Here is a 19758-nt window from a genome sequence, read left to right as displayed (position 1 = left end):
CTGCTGCCCAGGCGCAGTCAGGAGAATGTGTCCTGGATCATATAGCTGAACCCAGCGATCAGGAAGGTGGTGGCCATGAGTCGGACAACGGACCGGCCCTCTGTGCCGCGCGTGCAGCCCCGGCGGCCGGGGACCATGAAGGCGGCGGCGTTTCTGATCGCGGCCGCCGGGGTCACCATCATCGTGTCTGGAGCGCTCTTCGGCCTTGCCGCCCCAGACCCCGCGGAGCTCGGGCCCTTCATTCGCGCAGTAGGCCGCCTCGGCATCGCCGCACTTGTGGGCGTCCCGCTCCTGCTGGTTGCGGCTCGCGGCACCAGCGGTTCGCGACGGTGGCGAGTGGCGGCCACTGCCATGATCGCCCTCACACCGGCCCTCCTGCTGCTGCATCCCGCATTGGTGTTGACGGTCCTGCCGGCCCTGGTGGGCCTGGTGCTTCTCTGGGTGCCTGCGAGCAACGCGTTCGTCCGCGCGACCCAGGAACCTCAGTCGCGCTTAGACATGGGGCGGATCGTCAAGGACGACACCTTCCAGAGCAGGATCCCCTTCAGCAATCTCGGCCAGGGCGTCCACCAGCCGCCCGGGCTGTGAGCCCCAGCTCTTCTTCGGTAGAACGTCGCTGGAGGGTCAGGACTCGAGCTGGAGGTCGCCGTCGATGCGCCGGTTGAGGTTCCACGGGTTGTCGGCCTTGACCGGTTCCGGCAGCAGCTCCTCCGGCAGGTTCTGATACGCCACTGGACGCAAGAAACGCTCAATGGCTAGGGTCCCCACACTGGTGGTGCGGGAATCCGAGGTGGCCGGGAAGGGGCCGCCGTGCACCATGGCGTGGTTGACCTCCACCCCGGTGGGCCAGCCATTGGCAAGAATCCGGCCCGCTTTCTGCTCCAGCAGTGGCACCAGCGGGGCAGCCTGAGCGTAGTCGGACTCGGCCACATGAATAGTGGCGGTCAACTGGCCTTCCAGCCGCTGAGTCGCCTCGGCCAAATCGGCCGGGGAGTCATAGCGGATCACCAGGGAGGCGGCACCGAAGATCTCCTCGTGGAGGACCGGGTTGTTCCGGAACTGCTCAGCCGAGGCCTGGTACACCGCCGGCGCCGGGGCGTTGTCATGGGGCCCTTCGGCTCCCCGGCCGACCAACTCCACTCCCGTCTGGGCGGCCAACTGCTCCACGCCCTGCTTCCAGGACTGGCAGATTGAGGCAGTGAGCATCGTCTGTCCCTCCACTTGGGCGGCGGCCTCACCCACAGCGGTGACAAAGCGGTCACCAGCTGTGCCGGATGGCACAAAGACCAGACCCGGCTGAGTGCACAGCTGACCCGAGGAGCCGGTGACCGAGGTGATGTACGCCTGAGCAAGTGCGGCGACGTCGTCGTCGTTCTTCTCCAGAACACCGGGGAAGAAGAACACCGGGTTGATACTGCTCATCTCCGCGTACACCGGAATGGGAACCTCACGGGCAGCGGCGGCCTGCATCAGCGAAACCCCGGCGGCGCGGGACCCGGTGAAGCCCACCGCGGTGATCGCCGGATCAGAGGCCAGGGCCTGGCCGATCGAAGCACCCGGACCGTAGATCAGGCTGAAGACCCCAGGATGAAGGTCGGCATCGGCCACCGCCTGGGTGATCGCCTGACCGACGATCTCTGAGGTTCCCGGGTGGGCGTTGTGGGCTTTGAAGACCACAGGACAACCGGCAGCTAGGGCGGAGGCGGTGTCTCCACCGGCCACCGAGAAGGCCAGCGGAAAGTTGCTCGCACCAAAGACGGCCACCGGACCCAAGGGGATACGGCGCTGGCGAATATCCGGGCGCGGCAGCGGCGTGCGGTCTGGAATCGCGGGATCCCAACGGACCCCGCGGAAATCCCCGGCGCGGACCACAGAGGCGAACAGGCGCAACTGGTTCACCGTGCGACCGCGTTCCATGGTCACCCGGGCCTCGGGCAACCCCGTCTCGGCCATCACCCGGGCGGCCAGTTCCTGCCCCACGGCCTCGATATTGGCGGCGATGGACTCCAAGAAGCTCGCGTGGGCTTCCGGTTCCAGCGTGGAGAAGCTCGGGTAGGCCTCTGCCGCAGCGGCGGTGGCCTGGCTCAACTGTGATTCGTCAATGAGGGTGTAGCCGGGCTCCAGCTGTTCCCCGGTGGCGGGGTTGTGGCCGTGGACAGTGCGGCCAGTGCCGGGCACCTGCTGACCAGCGATGAGGGAGGATCCGGTGAGATTCTGCGGCATAGTCGTGACTCCTGTGGTGAACGGATCAGAGGGTCTTCAGCCCCGCAGCTGAGGGGCCCCGGGGCGGTGGAGCATGGATGATAAAGCGGGGGATCAGACAGCCGAGAGTGCTTCGGCCCCACTGGTGGGACGGATGCCGGCGGCGTCGATGAGATCGGAGAGATCCTGGACATCCTGCTCGGTGAGATCCTGCAGCGGTGGGCGAACCGGGCCAACGTCCCGTCCCACGGCCTTCAGTCCTCCTTTGACGATGCTCACCCCGTAGCCCTTCACCCGGTCACGGATCTGAAGGTAGGGCAGCACGAACCGGTTGAGTTTCTCGGTCACCGCGGCACGGTCCTGGCGGCGCACATCGGCGTAGAACTCCAGGGCGAACTCGGGGACAAAGTTGTACATGGCTGAGGAGTAGGTGCTCATCCCCAGCTGCAGCATCGGTAGGGCGAAGGTCTCCGCTGTGGGCAGTCCGCCCAGGTAGAACAGCCGGTCACCGTTGGTGGCCACCACCCGGGTGACCGCCTCGATGTCCCCGGTGGCGTCTTTGAAGCCGATGAAGTTCTCGTGTTTCTCCGCCAAGCGGGCCACGGTCTCCGCTTTGTAGACCGCGTTGGCTCGGTTGTAGACGATGACCCCGATGCTGGTGGCCTCGCAGACGGCGTCGACGTGCGCCTCAAGCCCGGCCTGATCGCATTCGGTCAGGTACGGCGGCAGCAGCAGCAGGCCCTCGCAGCCGGCAGCCTCGGCCGCCTGGGCGTTGGCTACAGCCTGGTAGGTGGCACCTCCGGCGGAGCCCAGCACTGGCACCGCCCCGGCGGCCTCTTCTGCTGCGGCGCGGACCACCTGGGCGTTCTCTTCCACCGAGAGGCTGAATCCCTCACCGGTGCCGCCGGCGGCGAAGAGCCCGGCCACGCCCTGCCGGGCCTGCCAATTCACATGGGCCCGGTAGGCGTCTTCATCGATCTGCAGGTCTTGTGTGAAGGCGGTGACGGGGAAAGAGAGCAGACCGTCCTTGAGGTGGTCGGCTAGTTCCTGCGGGGTGTACTGGGGCACGAAGATCTCCCTTGCGATCAGTCAGGGCGCGGCAATGCTGCCCTCACCCTATGGATGGTTTCCGGCGTAGTCCACGCCTTGTTTTGTATGGGCTTATGTGCCGGAGGCATCGCGCTCAAGAGCGGTCAGCAGCCGGCGCAGCGCAGGGTTGAACCGCTGGCGGTTCCACACCGCGTGCAGTTCAACCACATTGTCCGGAGAGGCCTCCAGGCTCAGGTGCTCCACGCCGTCGATGCCGAGCTTGCGGGCCGAAGCCGGCACAAAGGCGGCGCCCCGGCCGGCAGCGACCAACGAGATCATCGTCAGGATCTGACTGACGGTGTGGACCACATTGCCGTGGTGGATGGGGACATTGCGGATGGACAAATCGTAGAAGTACCGCGCTTTGGAAGGGTGGTGCATGATGAGCGGCACGTTTTTGAGGTCTTTGGCGGCTACTGGGCGGCCTAACTCGGTGAGCCGGTGCCCGGCCGGGACCGCAAGTTCTAAGGGCTCGGCGTGCAGCAGACGGGAGTCAAAGAGGTCTGAATCGAAGGGTGGGCGGGCGAGTCCGACGTCGATCTCGTCCTTGGACAGGGCCGCGATCTGTTCACTGGTCACCATCTCCCGTAAGTCGACGTCGACCTCGGGAGCGGTCTCGGCCAGATCGGCCAGTAATTGCCCTAGCACGCTGAACCCGGAGGCCGCGGTGAAGCCGATCCGCAGCACCCCCGCCTGGCCGCGGGCAATCCGTCGGGCGGCCTGAGGGGCCTGTTCAGCGGTAATGAGGACTTTGCGGGCCTGCTCGAGGAAGGCGGTTCCAGCGGGGGTCAGGGCCACCCGGCGGTTATCTCGTTCGACCAGCTTGACGCCGACGGACTTCTCCAACTTCTGGATCTGGCGGCTCAGCGGGGGCTGGGTCATATTGAGCCGCTCAGCGGCCCGCCCGAAGTGCAGCTCTTCCGCCACGGCGACGAAGGAACGCACCTGATCGAGGGTAAACACGATGCCCTCCAGGTATCAATAGACGAGAAAAACAAACCTAGTGTGCATCATCGTGCCATGTGGTGTGTGTCATATCAAGTCCCTAGGTGTGTCGCGGTGTGGCAAGGAAGCCGATGAGCGGAGCCTGCGACGTCGTCGGTTTAGGGAGTGCCGAACTCGACGGCGTCTGTGGTCCAGGCACGCGACTGCTCGCTGAAGGTCAATCCCAGGCCTGGGCGGTCCGGGACGTGCATCCGTCCCTCCGAGATCTCCAGGCGTTCGTTGAAGAGCGGGTCCAGCCAGTCGAAGTGCTCCACCCAGGTCTCCCGCGGGTAGGCGGCGGCCAAGTGGAGGTGGATCTCCATGGCGAAGTGTGGAGCCAGATCCAATCCGGCCTGATCGGCGAAGGCCGCCAGCCGCAAAAACTGGGTGATACCGCCGACCCGGGGTGCATCTGGCTGGATGATGTCGCAGGCGCCGGTCGCGATGAGTCGTTCGTGTTCAGCCACCGAGGCCAGCATCTCGCCGGTGGCGATGGGAGTGTCGAGGGCGTCAGCCAGCGCGGCGTGACCTTCGGCGTCATAGGCATCCACCGGTTCCTCAATCCACACCAGGTTGAATTCCTCGAGTCGGCGACCCATTCGCAGCGCGGTGGTGCGGTCCCACTGTTGATTGGCATCGACCATGAGCGCAACGTCCTCGCCCAGATGCTCCCGCACGGCGGTGACGCGCCGGATGTCTTCAGCCGAATCCGGCAAGCCCACTTTGATTTTGATTCCGCCGACGCCGGCGGCGAGCACCTCATCGGCCCGGGCAGTGATCTCCTCAACACTGGCGTGCAAGAAGCCTCCGGAGGTGTTGTAGGTCCGGACCGCGTCCCGGTGGGCACCGAGTAGCTTGGCCAGCGGCAGGCCGGCTCGCTTGGCTTTCATATCCCAGAGGGCGACGTCGATGGCCGCCAGAGCTTGTGTGGCCACTCCGCTACGCCCCACTGAGGCCCCGGCCCACAGCAGCTTGGTGTAGAGCTTGCCGATGTCGTTGGGATCTTCGCCGATCGCGTGAGCTGCGACTTCCTTGGCATGGGCGTATTGGGCCGGCCCACCGGCGCGTTTGGAATAGGAGAAGCCAACGCCTTCGAACCCTTGCTCGCTGGTGATCTCTGCGAAGAGGAAGACCACCTCGGTCATCGGTTTTTGGCGACCGGTGAAGACTTTGGCATCTGAGATGGCGGTGTGTAGCGGCAGCGTGACGGAGGACAGGCGGATATGGCGAATGGCATCAGTGGTGGAAGTCACATGGTGGATCCTAGCGAGGGGAGCCACTCTGCGGCAGTGACGCGGGCCGGACAAGAGATGCCGGTACGGTATCTCACCACACCGGCATGGGATCACTCACCCAGGGTCGACTCACGGGCGACGAGGCTGGGAGTGAACACCACGTGCTCCACGGGAGCTTCCGGGTTTTCGATCGCGGTCTGCAGCAGTTGCGCAGCCCGGCGACCCATATCGGCGGTGGGCTGGGCGATCGAACTGATCGGCACTGTGGCTGAGGCGGCGAACTCGATGTCGTCATAGCCGATGAGGGCAATATCCTCAGGCACTGTGACCCCGGAGCGGGTGAGCTGTTGCAGCGCCCCGAGGGCCACCAAATCGTTGGTCGCGAAGACGGCGTCGGGTCGGCTTGAGACGGGGCGGCTGAGCAGTTCCTGTACGCCCCGTCGGCCGGCCTCAATATTCATCGCGCCGGTGTCAAAGAATTCCACCAGTGCCGTGCCGTTGAGTTCGGAGCGTTCCACAGCGGTTTTCGCCCCGCCATACCGGTGGGCCACCTGACGGATCGTGCCGGGGCCTCCGATCACCGCAATGCGTCGCCGTCCCAGCTGCAACAGGTGCTCCGCAGCAAGCCGGCCCCCGAGGGTGTCATCGACGGAGACTGAGGAGAACTCATCGGTACCGGCTTTGCGGTCCACGATCACCACCGCCGTGCCGCGTGCGGCGACTTTGCGCAGCCGAGCGAGGACATTGCCCACCGGCGAGATGAGGATCCCAGCCAGGCGCTGCTCCTCGAAGAGCTGCAGATGGGTCAACTCCCGAGCAGTGTCCTGGTCGGTGTTGCCCAGCAGCATGGGTCGTCCCAGTTCGGCCAGGGTGTCCTCGGCACCCTGGGCCACACCGGTGAAGAACGGGTTGGACGAGTCCATCACGATCATGCCGACCGCGCGGTTGCGCTGCTGGCGCAGTTGCCGGGCCGCGTCATTGCGGACGTAGTCGAGTTCCTCGATAGCCACCTGTACCCGCTTCAGGGTGGCGGCCGAGACCTTTTCGGGGTGATTGAGGGCGTTGGAGACCGTTGCTGGGGAGACGCCCGCCCGTGCCGCTACGTCCCGCACCTGTGCCGAAGCCATGCGGTTTAGGATACAGCTCACATTTCAGGCACGATGGTCACTATGCCTGATAAGGTCCCGCCCCCCAAGACCCTTCGTCGTCTCCTCCACTGCGTCCTCGGTGCCCTATGCGGCACGCTCGTGGTCGTCCTGGTGGGTATGCCGTATCACATGCTCATCGGACGCTTCGGCGCTGATGCCCTCGTCGAAGCCTTATGGGCCTATCTGGGGGTGTATGTCCCGCTCGGGGTCGTGGCGGGAATCTTCGCCGGGCTCATCTCTGCCGTGGGCCGGTGGTTGTGGAGTTCTACGCCACTGGAGTCAGCGATTGCCGCCGGAGCTGCTGCCGCGGCCATCGGGTTGGCGGTGACCTTCGGATTCGTCTTCGGTACCGGTGACCCGGTCTTCGATATTGCGTGGATGCTGCTGGTCGCCGCCGGCGCCGGATGGGGCGGATACCGGCTCGATCAACGTCTGGACCCCACCGAACCGATGAACACCGACGACGGCCCCACCAGCCGCGGCGGTATGGCCGATTACCAGTAACCACCAGAGGAGAACACATGCGTAAGGTCTGCTTCCAGCTCCAGGTCAAACCCGAGCGGATGGATGAATACATCGAGCGTCACGCTGCGGTGTGGCCCGAGATGCTGCGCGCATTAAAGCGCAATGGGTGGAACAACTACTCGCTGTTCATTCGTGAGGATGGGCTACTCATCGGCTACTTCGAGACCGAATCCCTTCAGGCCGCTCAAGCTGCCATGGAAACCGAGGAAGTCAACGCCCGGTGGCAGGCGGAGATGGCCGAATTTTTCGTGGCCCTCGAGGGCGCCCGCCCCGACACCGGCTTCGTGGAGCTCAAAGAGGTTTTCAACTTGGAGGAGCAGCTGGCCGCCGTCGAAGACGACTAAAGCCGCCGTGGGTTCCCGGCATCGATGAAATCGAGTCATTGGACCTGCTTATCCGTCGTTGAACGGTGATGTCCGTGTCCTTCCCTCCGGGAATCTATAAACAAGACCGACTAGCAGCAGCAGTTCGAGATGATCCGGAACATGCAGCAACGACATTGCGAGCTCTGGGATATCCCGTGGAGTGGACTCATTCGAACCAAGCACCCCCACAGCCTGCTGTCGAAAAACTACAGCAGCTGTGAACGACTCTTCGAGCGTTTAGCAACCTTATGTCGTCGCCTGCGAGTCGACCCTGGGTGAGTGACTTCTGTGGCGGCGTCGAACACATGATTGACACTGCTGTGACCTGAGTCATAACATCGTGGCATTGAAACGATTTACTCGCGTGGGGGACGCCTGCGTGGGCCACGACCTGTGACCCAGCTGCCGAACGGGGCTGGAAGAGAAGAGGACCAATGCCGACCTTCGCAGAGATTGCTCCCCAACTGGAGCACCAGGCCATCGAAGTGCCCTCCTGGGCCTACGGGAACTCAGGAACCCGGTTTAAGGTTTTCGGATCCCCCGGCACCCCGCGAACGGTCGAGGAAAAAATCGCCGACGCCGCCACGGTCCACCGGTTCACCGGACTGGCCCCCAAAGTGGCTCTGCATATCCCCTGGGACCAGGTGGACGATTTCGGTGCGCTGACCCGTTACGCCCAGGACCAGGGCATTGAGATCGGCACGATCAACTCCAACACATTCCAGGATGATGACTACAAGCTCGGTGGGTTGACCCATCACGATGACTCCGTGCGCCGAAAGGCCATTGACCACCACCTGGAGTGCATCGAGATTATGAACGCCACCGGGTCGCGGGACCTGAAAATCTGGTTAGCTGACGGCTCCAACTACCCCGGGCAGGCGGATATGCGCGGCCGGCAGGACCGGCTGGCCGACTCCCTGCAGACAATCTACGCCCAGCTCAGCGGTGAGCAACGTCTGGTCCTGGAGTACAAGATCTTCGAGCCCAGCTTCTACCACACCGATGTGCCGGACTGGGGCACCGCCTTGGTGCACGTCCAGGCCCTGGGGGACAACGCCGTGGTCTGCCTCGACACCGGCCACCACGCCCCCAGCACCAATGTGGAGTTCATCGTCACCCAGCTACTGCGGGTCGGCAAACTCGGTTCCTTTGACTTCAACTCCCGGTTCTACGCCGACGACGACCTCATCGTCGGCTCCGCTGACCCCTTCCAGCTGTTCCGCATCCTCTTCGAAGTGATCCGCGGTGGCGGCTACGGACCCGAGTCCGAGGTCGCCTTCATGCTGGACCAGTGCCACAACATCGAGAAGAAGATCCCGGGGCAAATCCGCAGCGTGCTCAACGTTCAGGAGATGACCGCCCGGGCACTGCTGGTGGACCGGGACGCCCTGGCCGCCGCCCAACAGGCTGGTGATGTACTTCAAGCCCACCAGATCTTCATGGATGCCTTCTACACCGACGTCCGGGCCGACCTGGCTGCCTGGCGGGAGTCCCGTGGACTGCCTGCAGAGCCGATGCGCGCCTATGCCGAGTCCGGCTATCAGGAGAAGATCGAAGCCGAGCGCGTCGGCGGCACGCAGATGTCCTGGTAAGGCCAGCTGCTCGCAGCGGTGAGATGCTCGTGACATGAGTCAAACGAAGACGACGATTCGCGACGTCGCGCAGCGCGCGGGAGTCTCAGCCGGCACGGTGAGCAATGTGCTCAACCGGCCCTTCTATGTCAACGCCGATACCCGCCAGCGGGTACTGGAAGCCATCCGGGAACTGAACTTTGTGCCCCAGCAGCGGGCGCGCCAGTTCCGCCCTGGCCGGGTGCGGTCCCTGGGGGTGGCGGTAGCTAACCTGGGCAATCCGTTCTTCGTGGATGTGGCGTTAGGAGCCGAAGAGGCCGCGCGCAGCCGCGGAGTCGGCGTCGTGATCTCCAACAGCGCTGACGATGCCGAACGGGAAAACCAAAACCTCGAGCTGCTCACCCAGCAGCGGGTTCAGGGGCTCATTATCTCCCCGGTGGATGAACTCAGTTCCCGGTTGCAGATGATGCACGACCGTGGGGTGCCCATGGTGTTCGTGGACCGGGTCGGGGAGGAATACCAGCACGCCTGGAGCGTGGTGGTCGACGACGTCGCCGGTGGCAGACTGGCTGCCGAACATGTCCTGGAGCGCGGGTACCGGCGGTTAGGGTTCGCCGGGGATCCGGAGATCTCCCCTAAAGTGCGGCGGCGCTTGCGGGGAGTCAAAGAAGTCCTTGCCGGGCACGACGACGTCGTCCTTGAGGTCATCTCCACCGGCACCTGGACTGTGGAGTCGGGTCGGGAGGCCGCTGAGCACGTGGTGGATATGCCCGCCGAGGAGCGCCCGGCGGCCCTGCTGTGCGCCAACGACCATATGGCCCTCGGGGTTCTGCAGAGTCTGAGCCGGGCCGGACTGCGGGTTCCCGAAGATATCGCCGTGGTGGGTTATGACGACCTGCAGTGGGCCGCAGCCGCCAACCCGCCCCTGACGACGGTGCGGCAGCCACGGTATGAACTCGGGGCGACCGCGGTGGAGATGCTGCTGGAACTTTTTGACCGCAACGGGGCCGAAAACGGCGCCCCCCCGGCTGGATCACCCAAACACGCTGTGTTGACCCCTGAGCTGGTCGCCCGGGATACCACCTGAACCACCTCAGGTCTGGTGAAAGACCTGCCGCTGACGGCCCAACCCCTCCACCTCGATCTCGACGACGTCCCCGGCCGTTAAGTACGGGTACTTCCCGGAGAGTGCTACTCCCTCTGGTGTGCCGGTGAGGATCACATCCCCCGGCTCTAAGGCCATGTGCTGGCTGAGGTGGTAGACGATGTGCTCTACGCCGAAGATCATGTCGGCGGTGGTGGAGTCCTGGCGCGGTTCACCGTTGACCCAGGACCGCAGCCGGAGGTGATGAGGATCAATCTCATCGGCTGGAACGAGCCACGGGCCCAAGGGGGAGAAGCCCGGGGCGCATTTGCCCTTGGACCACTGACCGCCGGAGGTTTCCAGCTGGAAGGTCCGCTCGGAGAGGTCATTGCCGGTGAGGTAGCCGGCGATGTGTTGGCGAGCGTCCTCTTCGCTGGACAGGTAGAGGGCACGTTGGCCAATCACGATGCCCAGTTCCACCTCCCAGTCCGTGGTGGTGCTGCCGCGGGGGATGTAGGCGTCGTCATGGGGCCCGGCCACTGTATTCGGGGTCTTGAGGAAGATGACCGGCTGCTCAGGCGGTTCAGCCCCTGATTCGGCGGCGTGAGCCCTGTAGTTCATGCCGATGCAGAGCACAGCCGAAGGTCGGGCGATAGGGGCACCCACGCGCTGGTCCTCGGTGCTGACTCGTTTCAGTGCTCCCGTGCCCAGGGCTTCACGGACCCGAGCGATCCCGTCGCCGGCGAGAAAAGCGCCGTCGATGTCGGTGGTCAGCGGTGTCAGGTCGTAGTCGAGGCCGTCGTCGCCGGTGACCACTGGTTGTTCGGCGCCAGGCTGGCCGATTCTCTTCAGGTGCATCCTGAGGTCTCCTTCTTCAGGGGAGTGATTCGTGCAGAACAAGGGGTTGGGGCCTCGACGGAAGGGGCCACCCACCCGCCAGAACTTCAGCATACAGAAATAGACTTCAACATCCTGTTGCCAGAGTGGCACGCATCACTATAGACTCCAGAAGTCAACTTCACCATGATGAATATTTCATCGCGATCGACCAAAGGATCCGTCATGAGATTCAAACAGGCCCTCACGGTTACGGGTGCACTGAGCACCGCCGCTCTGCTGCTCTCCGCATGTGCCCAGGGAGAGGCCGAAGGCTCCGACGACGACGCCGGCAACGGCGAAGCCGAAGACGTCACCATCTCGTTTACCTGGTGGGGCGGGGACGCGCGCTACCAGAACACCCAGGAGATGGTTGACCTCTTCGAAGAGGAGTACCCCCATATCTCCGTGGATATCCAGTACGCCGACTGGCAGGGCTACTGGGACCAGCTGGCCACTCAGGCCGCTGCCGGGGATGCGCCAGATGTCATTCAGATGGATACCCGCTACTTACGCGAGTACATCGAAAACGGAGTCCTGTTGGAACTCGACGCGGTCGAGACCAGCGAATACGCCGAGGAGCTGCTGGAAAACGGGCTGCATGAAGGCAGCCTCTATGCCCTACCGGTGACGTCGAACTCTTTTGCGCTGGTGACTAACGAGGAACTGTTCACTGAGGCTGGGCTCGAGCTGCCCGACGACGAGACCTGGACGTGGGAGGACTTCACGGAGATCACCGCAGAGATCTCCGCCAATACGGACGGGTATGGTCTGGGGCGTCCTCCCGGTGATGCCGGACTGGAGCTGTGGTTGCGCCAGCACGCCGGAGTCAACCTGGTCGACGGGGAAGGGGAACTCAGTTGGCAGCCAGAGGACGCGGAGTCCTACTTCGACCTGTTGCAACAGATGTCGGATAGCGGCGCTTTGCCCTCGGCTGAGGAAGTCTCCGAGGACCGGGCTGCGGGCAATGAGCAGACCTTTATCGGTACGGGTCAGGCGGCCTTGAGCCCGGGATTCGATGCCAATGCCGTGGGGATCTCTGCAGCGGGGGATCTGGAACTGACGGCCTTGCGCTGGCCCAGCCCCACGGGCTCCTCGGCTGATGCGGAGTTGTTCTACCGGGCTTCGATGTTCTTCTCGGTGTACTCCGGCAGTGAGCACCCCGAAGAGGCTCAGCTGTTGGTGGACTTCCTGGGTAACAACGAAGAAGCCGGGCAGATCCAACTCATCGAACGCGGAATCCCCGGTAATGAAACGATCCGGGACCTCATTCGTGACGACCTCGACGACATTGAACGTGACGTCCTCGAATACAACGAATCCATCGCTGATGTGGCCACTGAACCCCCGCCGTTGCCGCCCGAGGGCTACGGCGCGGTGGAAGACATCGTCTTCCGCTATGAAGAGGAGTTCCTCTTCGGTCGGGTCAGCGCTGCCGAGGCCGCCGAAGGCGTCCACCGCGAAATCACCGAGGCCATCAACTAAGACCGGTTGATCCGCTTCAGCGGACTATTCGACCCCCTGTGAGACGAAGGACTCGAGAGCGAAGGAGAATAATGCGCGCACTGGTTCTGGAGGACTTCGGCCGGTTGGCCGTCCACGATGTGCCGAAACCGCAGCTTCAGGCGGGGCACGTGCTGCTGCGCATCATCGCCGTCGGGATCTGCGGATCTGATCTGCACGGATTCACCGGGGAGAACGGCCGTCGCCACCCCGGGCAGATCATGGGGCACGAGGCCGTCGGACGCATCGCCGAACTCGGTGAGGGGGTCAACCCCGCCGACTTTCCCCTCGGGGCGGCAGCGACCTTCAACCCGGTGGTGGTACCCGAAGACCAGCTGGAGGATTACCGGGGCCGGGAGCAGCAGGCTCCGGGAAAGACGGTCCTGGGGGTGCATCCGCACGTCACCGCCGCCTTCGCGGAGTACATCAGCGTGCCCGCCCGCAATGTGATCCTGGTGGGGGAGGAAGTCCATATCGACTATGGGGCTCTGATCGAACCCTTGGCCGTGGCCGCTCACGCGGTCACACAGGCCGGGATTCATCCCGGGGATCGGGTGCTCATCGTCGGCGGCGGGCCCATCGGACAGTCGGTGATCGTCGCCGCCCAGCAGGCCGGTGCGGACAGCATCATCGTCAGCGAACTCGACCCGCGCCGCCGGGACCTTTGTGCGCAACTGGGAGCCATGGTCCTGGACCCGGCCGGCGCCACCGGGGATCAGCTGCTGGAAACGCCCGCTGATGTGACGGTCGATGCTGTGGGTGTCACTACCACCCTGCGGCAGGCTCTGCGCAGCACCCGTGACGGCGGCACCGTCTGCCTGGTCGGGATGGGCACACCCACTGTGGAAATCAGCGCCTACGCCATCTCCACCGAAGAGCGCGCACTGGTGGGCAGCTTCACCTATACCGCCGAAGACTTCCGCCGCGCCGCTGAGTGGGTTGCCCAGCAAGTCACCGACTTCGCTCCGTTACTCTCCGCCACGATCCCCATGGAGGAGGCCCAGGCAGAGTTCACCCGTCAGGCTGCCGGTGAGGTCGCCCCCGGAAAGGTGCTCATCCGCATCAGCGAGCAGACCCGCGAGGCCCCCTGAGGCGCTACCGGTGGCCCAGGGCGGCGGAGAACCCTTCGGCTGCCCGCTGGATGACCTTCAGGCTCTGCTGTTCGAATTCCTCAGTGAAGCGGACTACCGGTACGGAGACGCTCATCGCCGCCACCACTGTGCCGCGGTGGTCCTTCACCGGCACGGCCACGCAACGCACCCCCACGGTGTACTCCTCGTGGTCGGTGGCGTAACCGCGCTGGCGGACACCGCGCAGGTGCTCGAGGAGTTCGTCGATGTCCTTGATGGTGGTCTCGGTGTACTGTTCCAGTTCGGCGTCCCCGATGCGGCGGCGGACCTCAGTGTCCTCCAGCGCGGCCAGCAGCACCTTCCCGACCCCAGTTGCATGGGCCGGAAGCCGGCCGCCCACGTGCGATTCCAACACCAGGCGCTGATCGCCTTCGGCCTTGGCGAGGTAGACGTTATGGCGACCACCATCGAGCACCGCCAGCTGGATGGTCTCATTGAGTTCATCGCGGGCGGAGTTCATGAATGGCTGGGCGCGTTCGGCCAGGCTCAGCGCCCGCTGATAGGCGTTGCCGGCCTCCCAGGCGCGGATCCCCAGGGTGTACTCGCGGGTTGATTCGTCGAACTCCACCCACTGAGCCGCATGCAGGGTTTTGATGAGCGCGTGCAAGCTGGACTGCGGGTAACCGAGTTCCCGGACGATCTCCGGGAACCGCATGGGGGCCCCTCGCTGGGCGAGTAAGTCCAGGATCGCCAGGGCGCGGACCGCTGATTTCACGGCGCCTTCACCGGTGGATGCGCGCCGCGCAGCTTTTTCTTCACTCATGTGAAGTTCCTATCACATAGTTGACCATGCCGGGGTGCGGTGCTTGAATCACCCTGTGCACACCCTACCGATCCGCCCGACGCCGCCGGCCCGCCTCCGTCACAGAGACTCCCCTCTGCTCACTAGCGTGAGTGAGGTGCGATGAGCCGCGAACCGGTGCGTGTCGGCGTCGTCGGCGCCGGCTGGTGGACCACTAAAACGCACCTGCCAGTGCTGACGACCCACCCCGACGCCGAGGTTGTGGCGCTCTGTGACCTCGACGCCGAGCGCGCCTCCGCTGCCGCCGAGGCCTTCGGTGTTCCTGAGGTGTTCTCCGATGTGCATCAGCTGACAGAACTGGTCGACGCCGCCGTCGTCGCCACTCCGCAGGGAGCCCACCACCAGCCCGCCGCCGTACTTCTTGATGCGGGAATCGACACCCTGGTGGAGAAACCGTTGACAGTGGACCCGGCGGAGGCCTGGGACTTAGTCGCCCGTGCTGAAAGCAGTGGGGCTCGGCTGCACGTGGGTAATACTTTCCCCTATCAGCCGGCAGTGCAGCGGGCGCGCGAGATCCTCACCTCCGGGAGGCTCGGCGGTCGGGTGCTTGCCACTGGACTGTTCTCCACTGCGGTGTCCCACCTCTATTACGGCAACACGGAGCCGGCTCGCACCAATACCGGGGCGCTGGCGGCACCCATGCCCGCCACCTACGCCGACCCGGACTCCGGGGGTCATCTCTACACCCAGCTCAGCCACGCGGTGGCGGTGCTGCTGTTCATCCTCGATGAGCCGGTTGTGCGCGTCTGTGCGCTGGAGCATCGCGGCGGAGCCGAGGTGGACATCGCCGACGGACTGACCATGACCACCGCCTCCGGCATGGTGCTCACCCTGGCGGGGGCGGGGACTGTGCCCGCCAATGACCAGCGGGTCGAGGAGTACCGGTTCTTCGGTGAGAGTGGAACGCTACTGCTCGACACGGTTGCCTCCACGGTCGAACTGCGCCATGGATCTCGGGAGGGTTCCGGTGCGTGTGAGCAGGAGCGGTTCGCCGCGACTGATATTGCCGTGAGCCCACCCCAACAGCTCATCGCCTCCGCCCAGGGAGCCGAGGTGATCGCCCCCGGGCGGCTCGGGGCCCGAGTGGTGGAGGTGCTGGCCGCCGCCCGGCAGTCCGCCCGCACCAACGGTCAGCCCATTGAGATCAAGGAGCACGCCTGATGCCTCAGCCACAGCGCATCGTTGACGCCCACCACCACCTGTGGGATATCGAACGCAACCGGTATCCCTGGGACTTCTCTTATCTGGCGCAGGACTACACCGCGGATGTCGGAGCCGCCCCGGTGGTCGGCACCGTGCACGTGGAGGCCGCCCACGATCCACATCACCCGGTGGCGGAAACCCGATGGTTGGAGGAGGTAGCCCAACACAGCGGTTTCCCGCAGGCCATCGTCGCCTACGCGCCGCTGGAATCCGCCGCATTGCGCCAGTTGCTCGATGACCATGCCGCCGCCAGCCCGCGGCTGCGCGGCATCCGACAGATGCTCAACTGGGAACCCCAGGACCAGATCGCCCGACGGCCAGGTCTCCTCGACGACCCCGCATGGGAGGCCGGACTGGATGAGCTGGCTCGGCGTGAGCTCAGCTTCGACCTGCAGGTCTTCCCCTCCCAGCTGCAGCGGGCCGCCGAAGTGGTCGCCGCTCACCCGGAGGTGCTCTTCATCCTCAACCACGGGGGATACCTCCAACAGGCTACTGATGAACGGGATGACCTGTGGCGGGCGGGACTGCGCGCCCTGGCTGCTTCGGAGAACGTCGTGGTCAAAGCCTCAGCCTACGGGTCCGTGGAACCGGCATTCTCCGAGGAGGGGCTCACACGTTACGTGACCGAACTGGCCGAAGTGTTCGGCGTCGAACGCCTCCTCTGGGGCAGCAATGTACCGGTAGAAAAACAGCACGTGAGCTTCACGAACCAACTGGATGCTTTCCTGCGGGTTACCGCTGATTGGTCAGTGACCGAGCGGGCGGCCTTCTATGCGGAGAACGCACTGCGGATCTACCGCATCGACGAGGCTGACCTGCTGGCCCCCGCGGAGTAAGTGGGCGACTTCAATCAACAGTCCGGTCCTCAGTCCACGCCGGGAACGTAGACCCCCGCTGCGCTGAGTGCCTCCCAGGCCGTCTCCGGGACCACCGCGGAGGCACAGGCGATGAGGTCCTCTAAGTCGGCTCGGTGGCGCGGCCCCCACAGCACCCGGGAGACTGCCGGATGCCGCAGTGGATACTGCACCGCAGCGGCACGCAGACTGGTTCCGGCTGCGGTGCAGACCGTCTGCAGGTAGTGGGCGCGGGCCAACTCTGCGGCCTTGGCCGGCCGGTAGTCCACCCGGGTGGCCGACTGCGGATCAGCGAGCAGTCCCGTATTGAACACTCCGCCGATCACGACGTCGACCCCTCGCCGGGCGCAGAGCTGTAGTAGCTGGGCAGCGGACTGATCTAACAGAGTGAACCGCCCGGCGATGAGGACTTCGTCAAGATCGAACTGTTTGACCGCCGCGGTGGCGAAGTCCACTCGGTTGGAGCCGAGGCCGATCCGATCCGTCAGCCCCGCAGCCCGCATCCGCACCAGTTCCGGCAACGCCTCAGTGAGTGCCTGCTGTGGGTGATAGTCCGGATCGTGGAGCAACAGGGTTTCAGTCCGCGGGCAGCCCAGCCGAGCCAAGCTCTCCTCATAGGAGGTGCGCACCCCAGCGGCGGTGAGGTCGAAGACGGTGCGGACGTCGTCGCGGGTGAACTGGTCCTCCGGCACATTCTGCGGGCGTTGGTCCCCCAGGGGGCGGACGAGCCGCCCGGTCTTCGTCGATAGCAGGGGCGCGGGTACGTCTGGAGACTTCTGGCGTAGCCGCAGCACGCTCTCACCGAGGAGCTGCTCGGCCCGGCCGCAGGCGTACATCGGCGCAGTATCCACGTGAGACACCCCGGCGTGCAGGGCGGCGGAGACCACGGCGGTGAACTCCTCGGGCTCGGGAGTGTGTGCTGCCAGAGCCGCTGTGCCCAGACCGTAGTGCCTCATGTGACCACCTCAAGGGAACTTCAAGAATGTGTAGCTGACTTCATAATCTAGTAGTATTGTGGTGCTTCACACAATACTGACGGAGGACTATGAGTACGCATTCGCCTGCGCCCCTGCGCGGGATCCCCCCGGTTCTCGTGACCCCCTACACCGCAGCAGGCGATATCGACCATGCCGGGGTGAAACGCCAAGTCAACTGGCTCCTGGAGCAGGGCGCACAAGCTGTTGCCCTGGGGCTGGCCAGTGACGTCACCCGGCTGACGGCCAAGGAACTCGCCGGACTGGTGGAAACGGTGAAGCACCAGTTACCGCAGGCCACGCCGCTGATCTGCGCGTGCACCGGCGCCTCCACCCGTGTTGTAGTGGATCTCGGCACCCGGCTCGCTGCCGCCGGAGCCACGATTCTGATGGTCTCCCCGCCGAAAGTGCCGGGGTTGACTGCCGAGGCGGTGCTGGGTTTCTACCGGGACCTGGCTGGAGTGCTCGAGGTCGGCATCATCGTCCAAGACGCGCCCCAGGAGACCGGAGTGAGCGTCAGCGATGACACGATCTCCCGGCTGGCCATGGAGGTGCAGCAGGTCATCGGGGTCAAGCTCGAATCCCCGGACGCTCTGGAGCGTATGGCTCGGCTTTCTGTACCGCTGCGGGAGGCCGGAGTGCTCATGCTCGGCGGCGCCGGTGGTGCCGACTACCTGCTGGAACTGGAACTCGGTGCCGGAGGAACGCTGCCCGGACCGGCGTTGGCCGATGTATTCATTCGGATCGACTCTCTGTGGCGGGCCGGTGACCCGGAGGCCGCAGCCGCCTTGTTCTACCGGTATGGGCCCGCCCTGGAGATCGCCCGCCGGGGCATGGTGCCCTTTGTCTATGCGCAGAAACGGTTGCTGCAGACCCGTGGCGTGGCTACTGGTCTGCACGCGCGTCAGCCCGCTGCCGCGGTGCCGCCGTGGATCGAAGAGCACGTGGAGACCATCTGCACCCGAGTGGCCGGTCTTGAGGCCACCGAGACGAAAGGACGCTAATGTCGGTTCCTGTCATCACCAGTTGCCAGCTGGAGTTGCTCAGCTATAAGTACACCCCTCAGGAAGCCTGGGGCTGGCCCGGGGGCCGCTATGACGGCTGGACCTCTGGGTTTATCCGCCTCACCGGTGAGGACGGCACCGTCGGCTACGGGGAGATCGGTGACGGGCTCAACGTGCGTCAGATGGTCCGACCCATCGTTGACTGGACTGCTGAACGGGTCACCGGTTTGCCCGCCGAGCCGCGGGGAGTGCTGGAAAAGCTCACCCGCGCGGCTCCCAGCTGGGGGCACGGAGGGCTGTATCAGAGTGTGGTTAGCGGGATCGAGGCTGCCTGCTTCGACCTTCTTGGACGGCACCTCGGGGTCCCTGCTCACGTGCTGGTCGGTGGGGCCTACCGCCGAGAACTTCCCGCCTATGCCAGCGGGGGTCTCGCTGAAGACCCTGAGGAGCTCGCCGCGGAAGTGCGCGGTTATGTGGCCGATGGGTTCCAGGCGGTGAAGATCCGCATTGGCTACGGTCTGGATCGAGATGAAGAGCGCGTCGCCGCGGCCCGTGAGGCGCTGGGTCCTGACGGTGATCTCATGGTGGACCTGGGGGCCAGCTATCTGCCGGATCCTCCGGATGTGCACCAGGTGATCGCCATGGCCGCCCGGTTCGAGCCGTACCGTCTCTACTGGTTCGAAGACCCCCTACCGCGGACTGAAGTTCACGCCCATGCGATTCTCCGCGGTGAGATGCAGACCCGCCTGGCGTTCGGGGAGGCCGAGCGCACTCCGGACCACATTGTGCGGATGTTGGAAGCCGGTGCCGTGGATATCATCCAGCCCGACGCCGTCTCCACCGGTGGAATTCTCCGACTCGTCGAGTTGGGTGCCCTGGCTCAGTCTCACGGGGCCCGCCTGGCTCCGCACACCTGGTGCAGCGGCCCGGGGCTGATGGCCAACCTGACAGTGGTGGCCGCCTCCCCGGCGGCGGTTTACCTGGAGGTTCCCAGGGTGCCGAACCCGCTGCGGGAGCAGACCCTGCAGGAACCGCTCACTCTGGTCGATGGCAAGGTGCAATTGCCCGACACACCAGGGTTGGGGCTCAATGTCACCGAGGAGATCCGTTCCTGGAGTTACGACCCCACCGCCGGGCCTCGCCTGGCCAACGCCTAACCACCGGCCGGCCTCTCCGGGGCTAAGCACGGGGCTGACCGGACGGTTC

General features: G+C 64.9%; 19 protein-coding genes. 11 read left to right on the top strand and 8 right to left on the bottom strand.

The genetic code is table 11. The features are described 5' to 3' along the window. The first annotated feature begins 75 nt into the window (after positions 1–75). Positions 76–588 carry a hypothetical protein gene (locus tag H578_RS0107010; RefSeq protein WP_022872983.1) on the top strand — a complete coding sequence of 171 codons (513 nt, stop codon included), beginning with the start codon at positions 76–78 and terminating at the stop codon, positions 586–588. A gap of 36 nt (positions 589–624) precedes the next feature. On the opposite strand, the gene H578_RS0107005 is transcribed toward H578_RS0107010, so the two are convergent. The 5 genes from H578_RS0107005 to H578_RS0106985 form a co-directional block, all read right to left on the bottom strand. After that, entirely contained in the window at positions 625–2223 is a 1599-nt protein-coding gene (locus H578_RS0107005) for an aldehyde dehydrogenase (NADP(+)) (RefSeq protein ID WP_022872982.1), read from the bottom strand. 93 nt (positions 2224–2316) lie between these two features. After that, positions 2317–3270 (bottom strand): 5-dehydro-4-deoxyglucarate dehydratase, encoded by a 954-nt coding sequence (gene kdgD / locus H578_RS0107000; protein WP_022872981.1) that lies wholly within the window; start codon positions 3268–3270, stop codon positions 2317–2319. Positions 3271–3363: 93 nt separating this feature from the next. Beyond that, complete coding sequence (locus H578_RS0106995) at positions 3364–4254, bottom strand: LysR family transcriptional regulator (RefSeq protein ID WP_022872980.1); 891 nt, start codon at positions 4252–4254, stop codon at positions 3364–3366. 140 nt (positions 4255–4394) lie between these two features. Beyond that, a complete protein-coding gene (locus tag H578_RS0106990; protein WP_022872979.1) occupies positions 4395–5528 on the bottom strand; it encodes an L-talarate/galactarate dehydratase in 1134 nt (377 codons plus the stop codon). 92 nt (positions 5529–5620) lie between these two features. Continuing rightward, positions 5621–6637: a LacI family DNA-binding transcriptional regulator gene (locus H578_RS0106985; RefSeq protein ID WP_022872978.1), complete on the bottom strand. Its 1017-nt coding sequence runs from the start codon at positions 6635–6637 to the stop codon at positions 5621–5623. Between the two features lie 42 nt (positions 6638–6679). On the opposite strand from H578_RS0106985, the gene H578_RS0106980 reads away from it, so the two are divergent. From H578_RS0106980 to H578_RS13940, 4 genes are all read left to right on the top strand, one after another. Beyond that, the gene (locus H578_RS0106980; protein ID WP_156837247.1) at positions 6680–7162 is read left to right on the top strand and encodes a 6TM ABC transporter family protein; all 483 of its coding nucleotides are present in this window, start codon (positions 6680–6682) and stop codon (positions 7160–7162) included. A 17-nt stretch (positions 7163–7179) separates the two neighbouring features. After that, a complete protein-coding gene (locus tag H578_RS0106975; RefSeq protein ID WP_022872976.1) occupies positions 7180–7527 on the top strand; it encodes an L-rhamnose mutarotase in 348 nt (115 codons plus the stop codon). A gap of 455 nt (positions 7528–7982) precedes the next feature. Further along, a complete protein-coding gene (gene rhaI / locus H578_RS0106970) occupies positions 7983–9143 on the top strand; it encodes an L-rhamnose isomerase (RefSeq protein WP_022872975.1) in 1161 nt (386 codons plus the stop codon). 34 nt (positions 9144–9177) lie between these two features. Then, positions 9178–10209, top strand: coding sequence for a LacI family DNA-binding transcriptional regulator (locus H578_RS13940; protein WP_022872974.1), 1032 nt, complete (start codon positions 9178–9180; stop codon positions 10207–10209). Between the two features lie 6 nt (positions 10210–10215). Here H578_RS13940 and H578_RS0106960 read toward each other — a convergent pair whose 3' ends face one another. Further along, positions 10216–11064 carry a fumarylacetoacetate hydrolase family protein gene (locus tag H578_RS0106960; protein ID WP_022872973.1) on the bottom strand — a complete coding sequence of 283 codons (849 nt, stop codon included), beginning with the start codon at positions 11062–11064 and terminating at the stop codon, positions 10216–10218. A 204-nt stretch (positions 11065–11268) separates the two neighbouring features. On the opposite strand from H578_RS0106960, the gene H578_RS0106955 reads away from it, so the two are divergent. Beyond that, a complete protein-coding gene (locus tag H578_RS0106955) occupies positions 11269–12567 on the top strand; it encodes an ABC transporter substrate-binding protein (protein WP_022872972.1) in 1299 nt (432 codons plus the stop codon). 71 nt (positions 12568–12638) lie between these two features. Continuing rightward, the gene (locus H578_RS0106950) at positions 12639–13676 is read left to right on the top strand and encodes a zinc-dependent alcohol dehydrogenase (protein WP_022872971.1); all 1038 of its coding nucleotides are present in this window, start codon (positions 12639–12641) and stop codon (positions 13674–13676) included. A gap of 4 nt (positions 13677–13680) precedes the next feature. Here H578_RS0106950 and H578_RS0106945 read toward each other — a convergent pair whose 3' ends face one another. Next, positions 13681–14478 carry an IclR family transcriptional regulator gene (locus tag H578_RS0106945; RefSeq protein WP_022872970.1) on the bottom strand — a complete coding sequence of 266 codons (798 nt, stop codon included), beginning with the start codon at positions 14476–14478 and terminating at the stop codon, positions 13681–13683. A 141-nt stretch (positions 14479–14619) separates the two neighbouring features. Between H578_RS0106945 and H578_RS0106940 the strand changes: the two genes are divergently transcribed. Next, a complete protein-coding gene (locus H578_RS0106940) occupies positions 14620–15678 on the top strand; it encodes a Gfo/Idh/MocA family protein (RefSeq protein ID WP_022872969.1) in 1059 nt (352 codons plus the stop codon). Then, positions 15678–16556: an amidohydrolase family protein gene (locus H578_RS0106935; RefSeq protein WP_022872968.1), complete on the top strand. Its 879-nt coding sequence runs from the start codon at positions 15678–15680 to the stop codon at positions 16554–16556. The genes H578_RS0106940 and H578_RS0106935 overlap by 1 nt, the downstream gene beginning before the upstream one ends. Before the next feature lie 29 nt (positions 16557–16585). On the opposite strand, the gene H578_RS13935 is transcribed toward H578_RS0106935, so the two are convergent. Beyond that, positions 16586–17530: an aldo/keto reductase gene (locus H578_RS13935; protein ID WP_022872967.1), complete on the bottom strand. Its 945-nt coding sequence runs from the start codon at positions 17528–17530 to the stop codon at positions 16586–16588. A gap of 89 nt (positions 17531–17619) precedes the next feature. On the opposite strand from H578_RS13935, the gene H578_RS0106925 reads away from it, so the two are divergent. Beyond that, the gene (locus H578_RS0106925; protein WP_084710047.1) at positions 17620–18552 is read left to right on the top strand and encodes a dihydrodipicolinate synthase family protein; all 933 of its coding nucleotides are present in this window, start codon (positions 17620–17622) and stop codon (positions 18550–18552) included. Next, positions 18552–19709, top strand: coding sequence for a mandelate racemase/muconate lactonizing enzyme family protein (locus H578_RS0106920; RefSeq protein WP_022872965.1), 1158 nt, complete (start codon positions 18552–18554; stop codon positions 19707–19709). The genes H578_RS0106925 and H578_RS0106920 overlap by 1 nt, the downstream gene beginning before the upstream one ends. Positions 19710–19758 lie beyond the last annotated feature (49 nt).

The organism is Nesterenkonia alba DSM 19423 (genome assembly GCF_000421745.1).
Classification (GTDB): domain Bacteria; phylum Actinomycetota; class Actinomycetes; order Actinomycetales; family Micrococcaceae; genus Nesterenkonia; species Nesterenkonia alba.
Note: the sequence above shows the minus strand (reverse complement) of the source record. Positions and strands in the feature narration are given on the sequence as shown.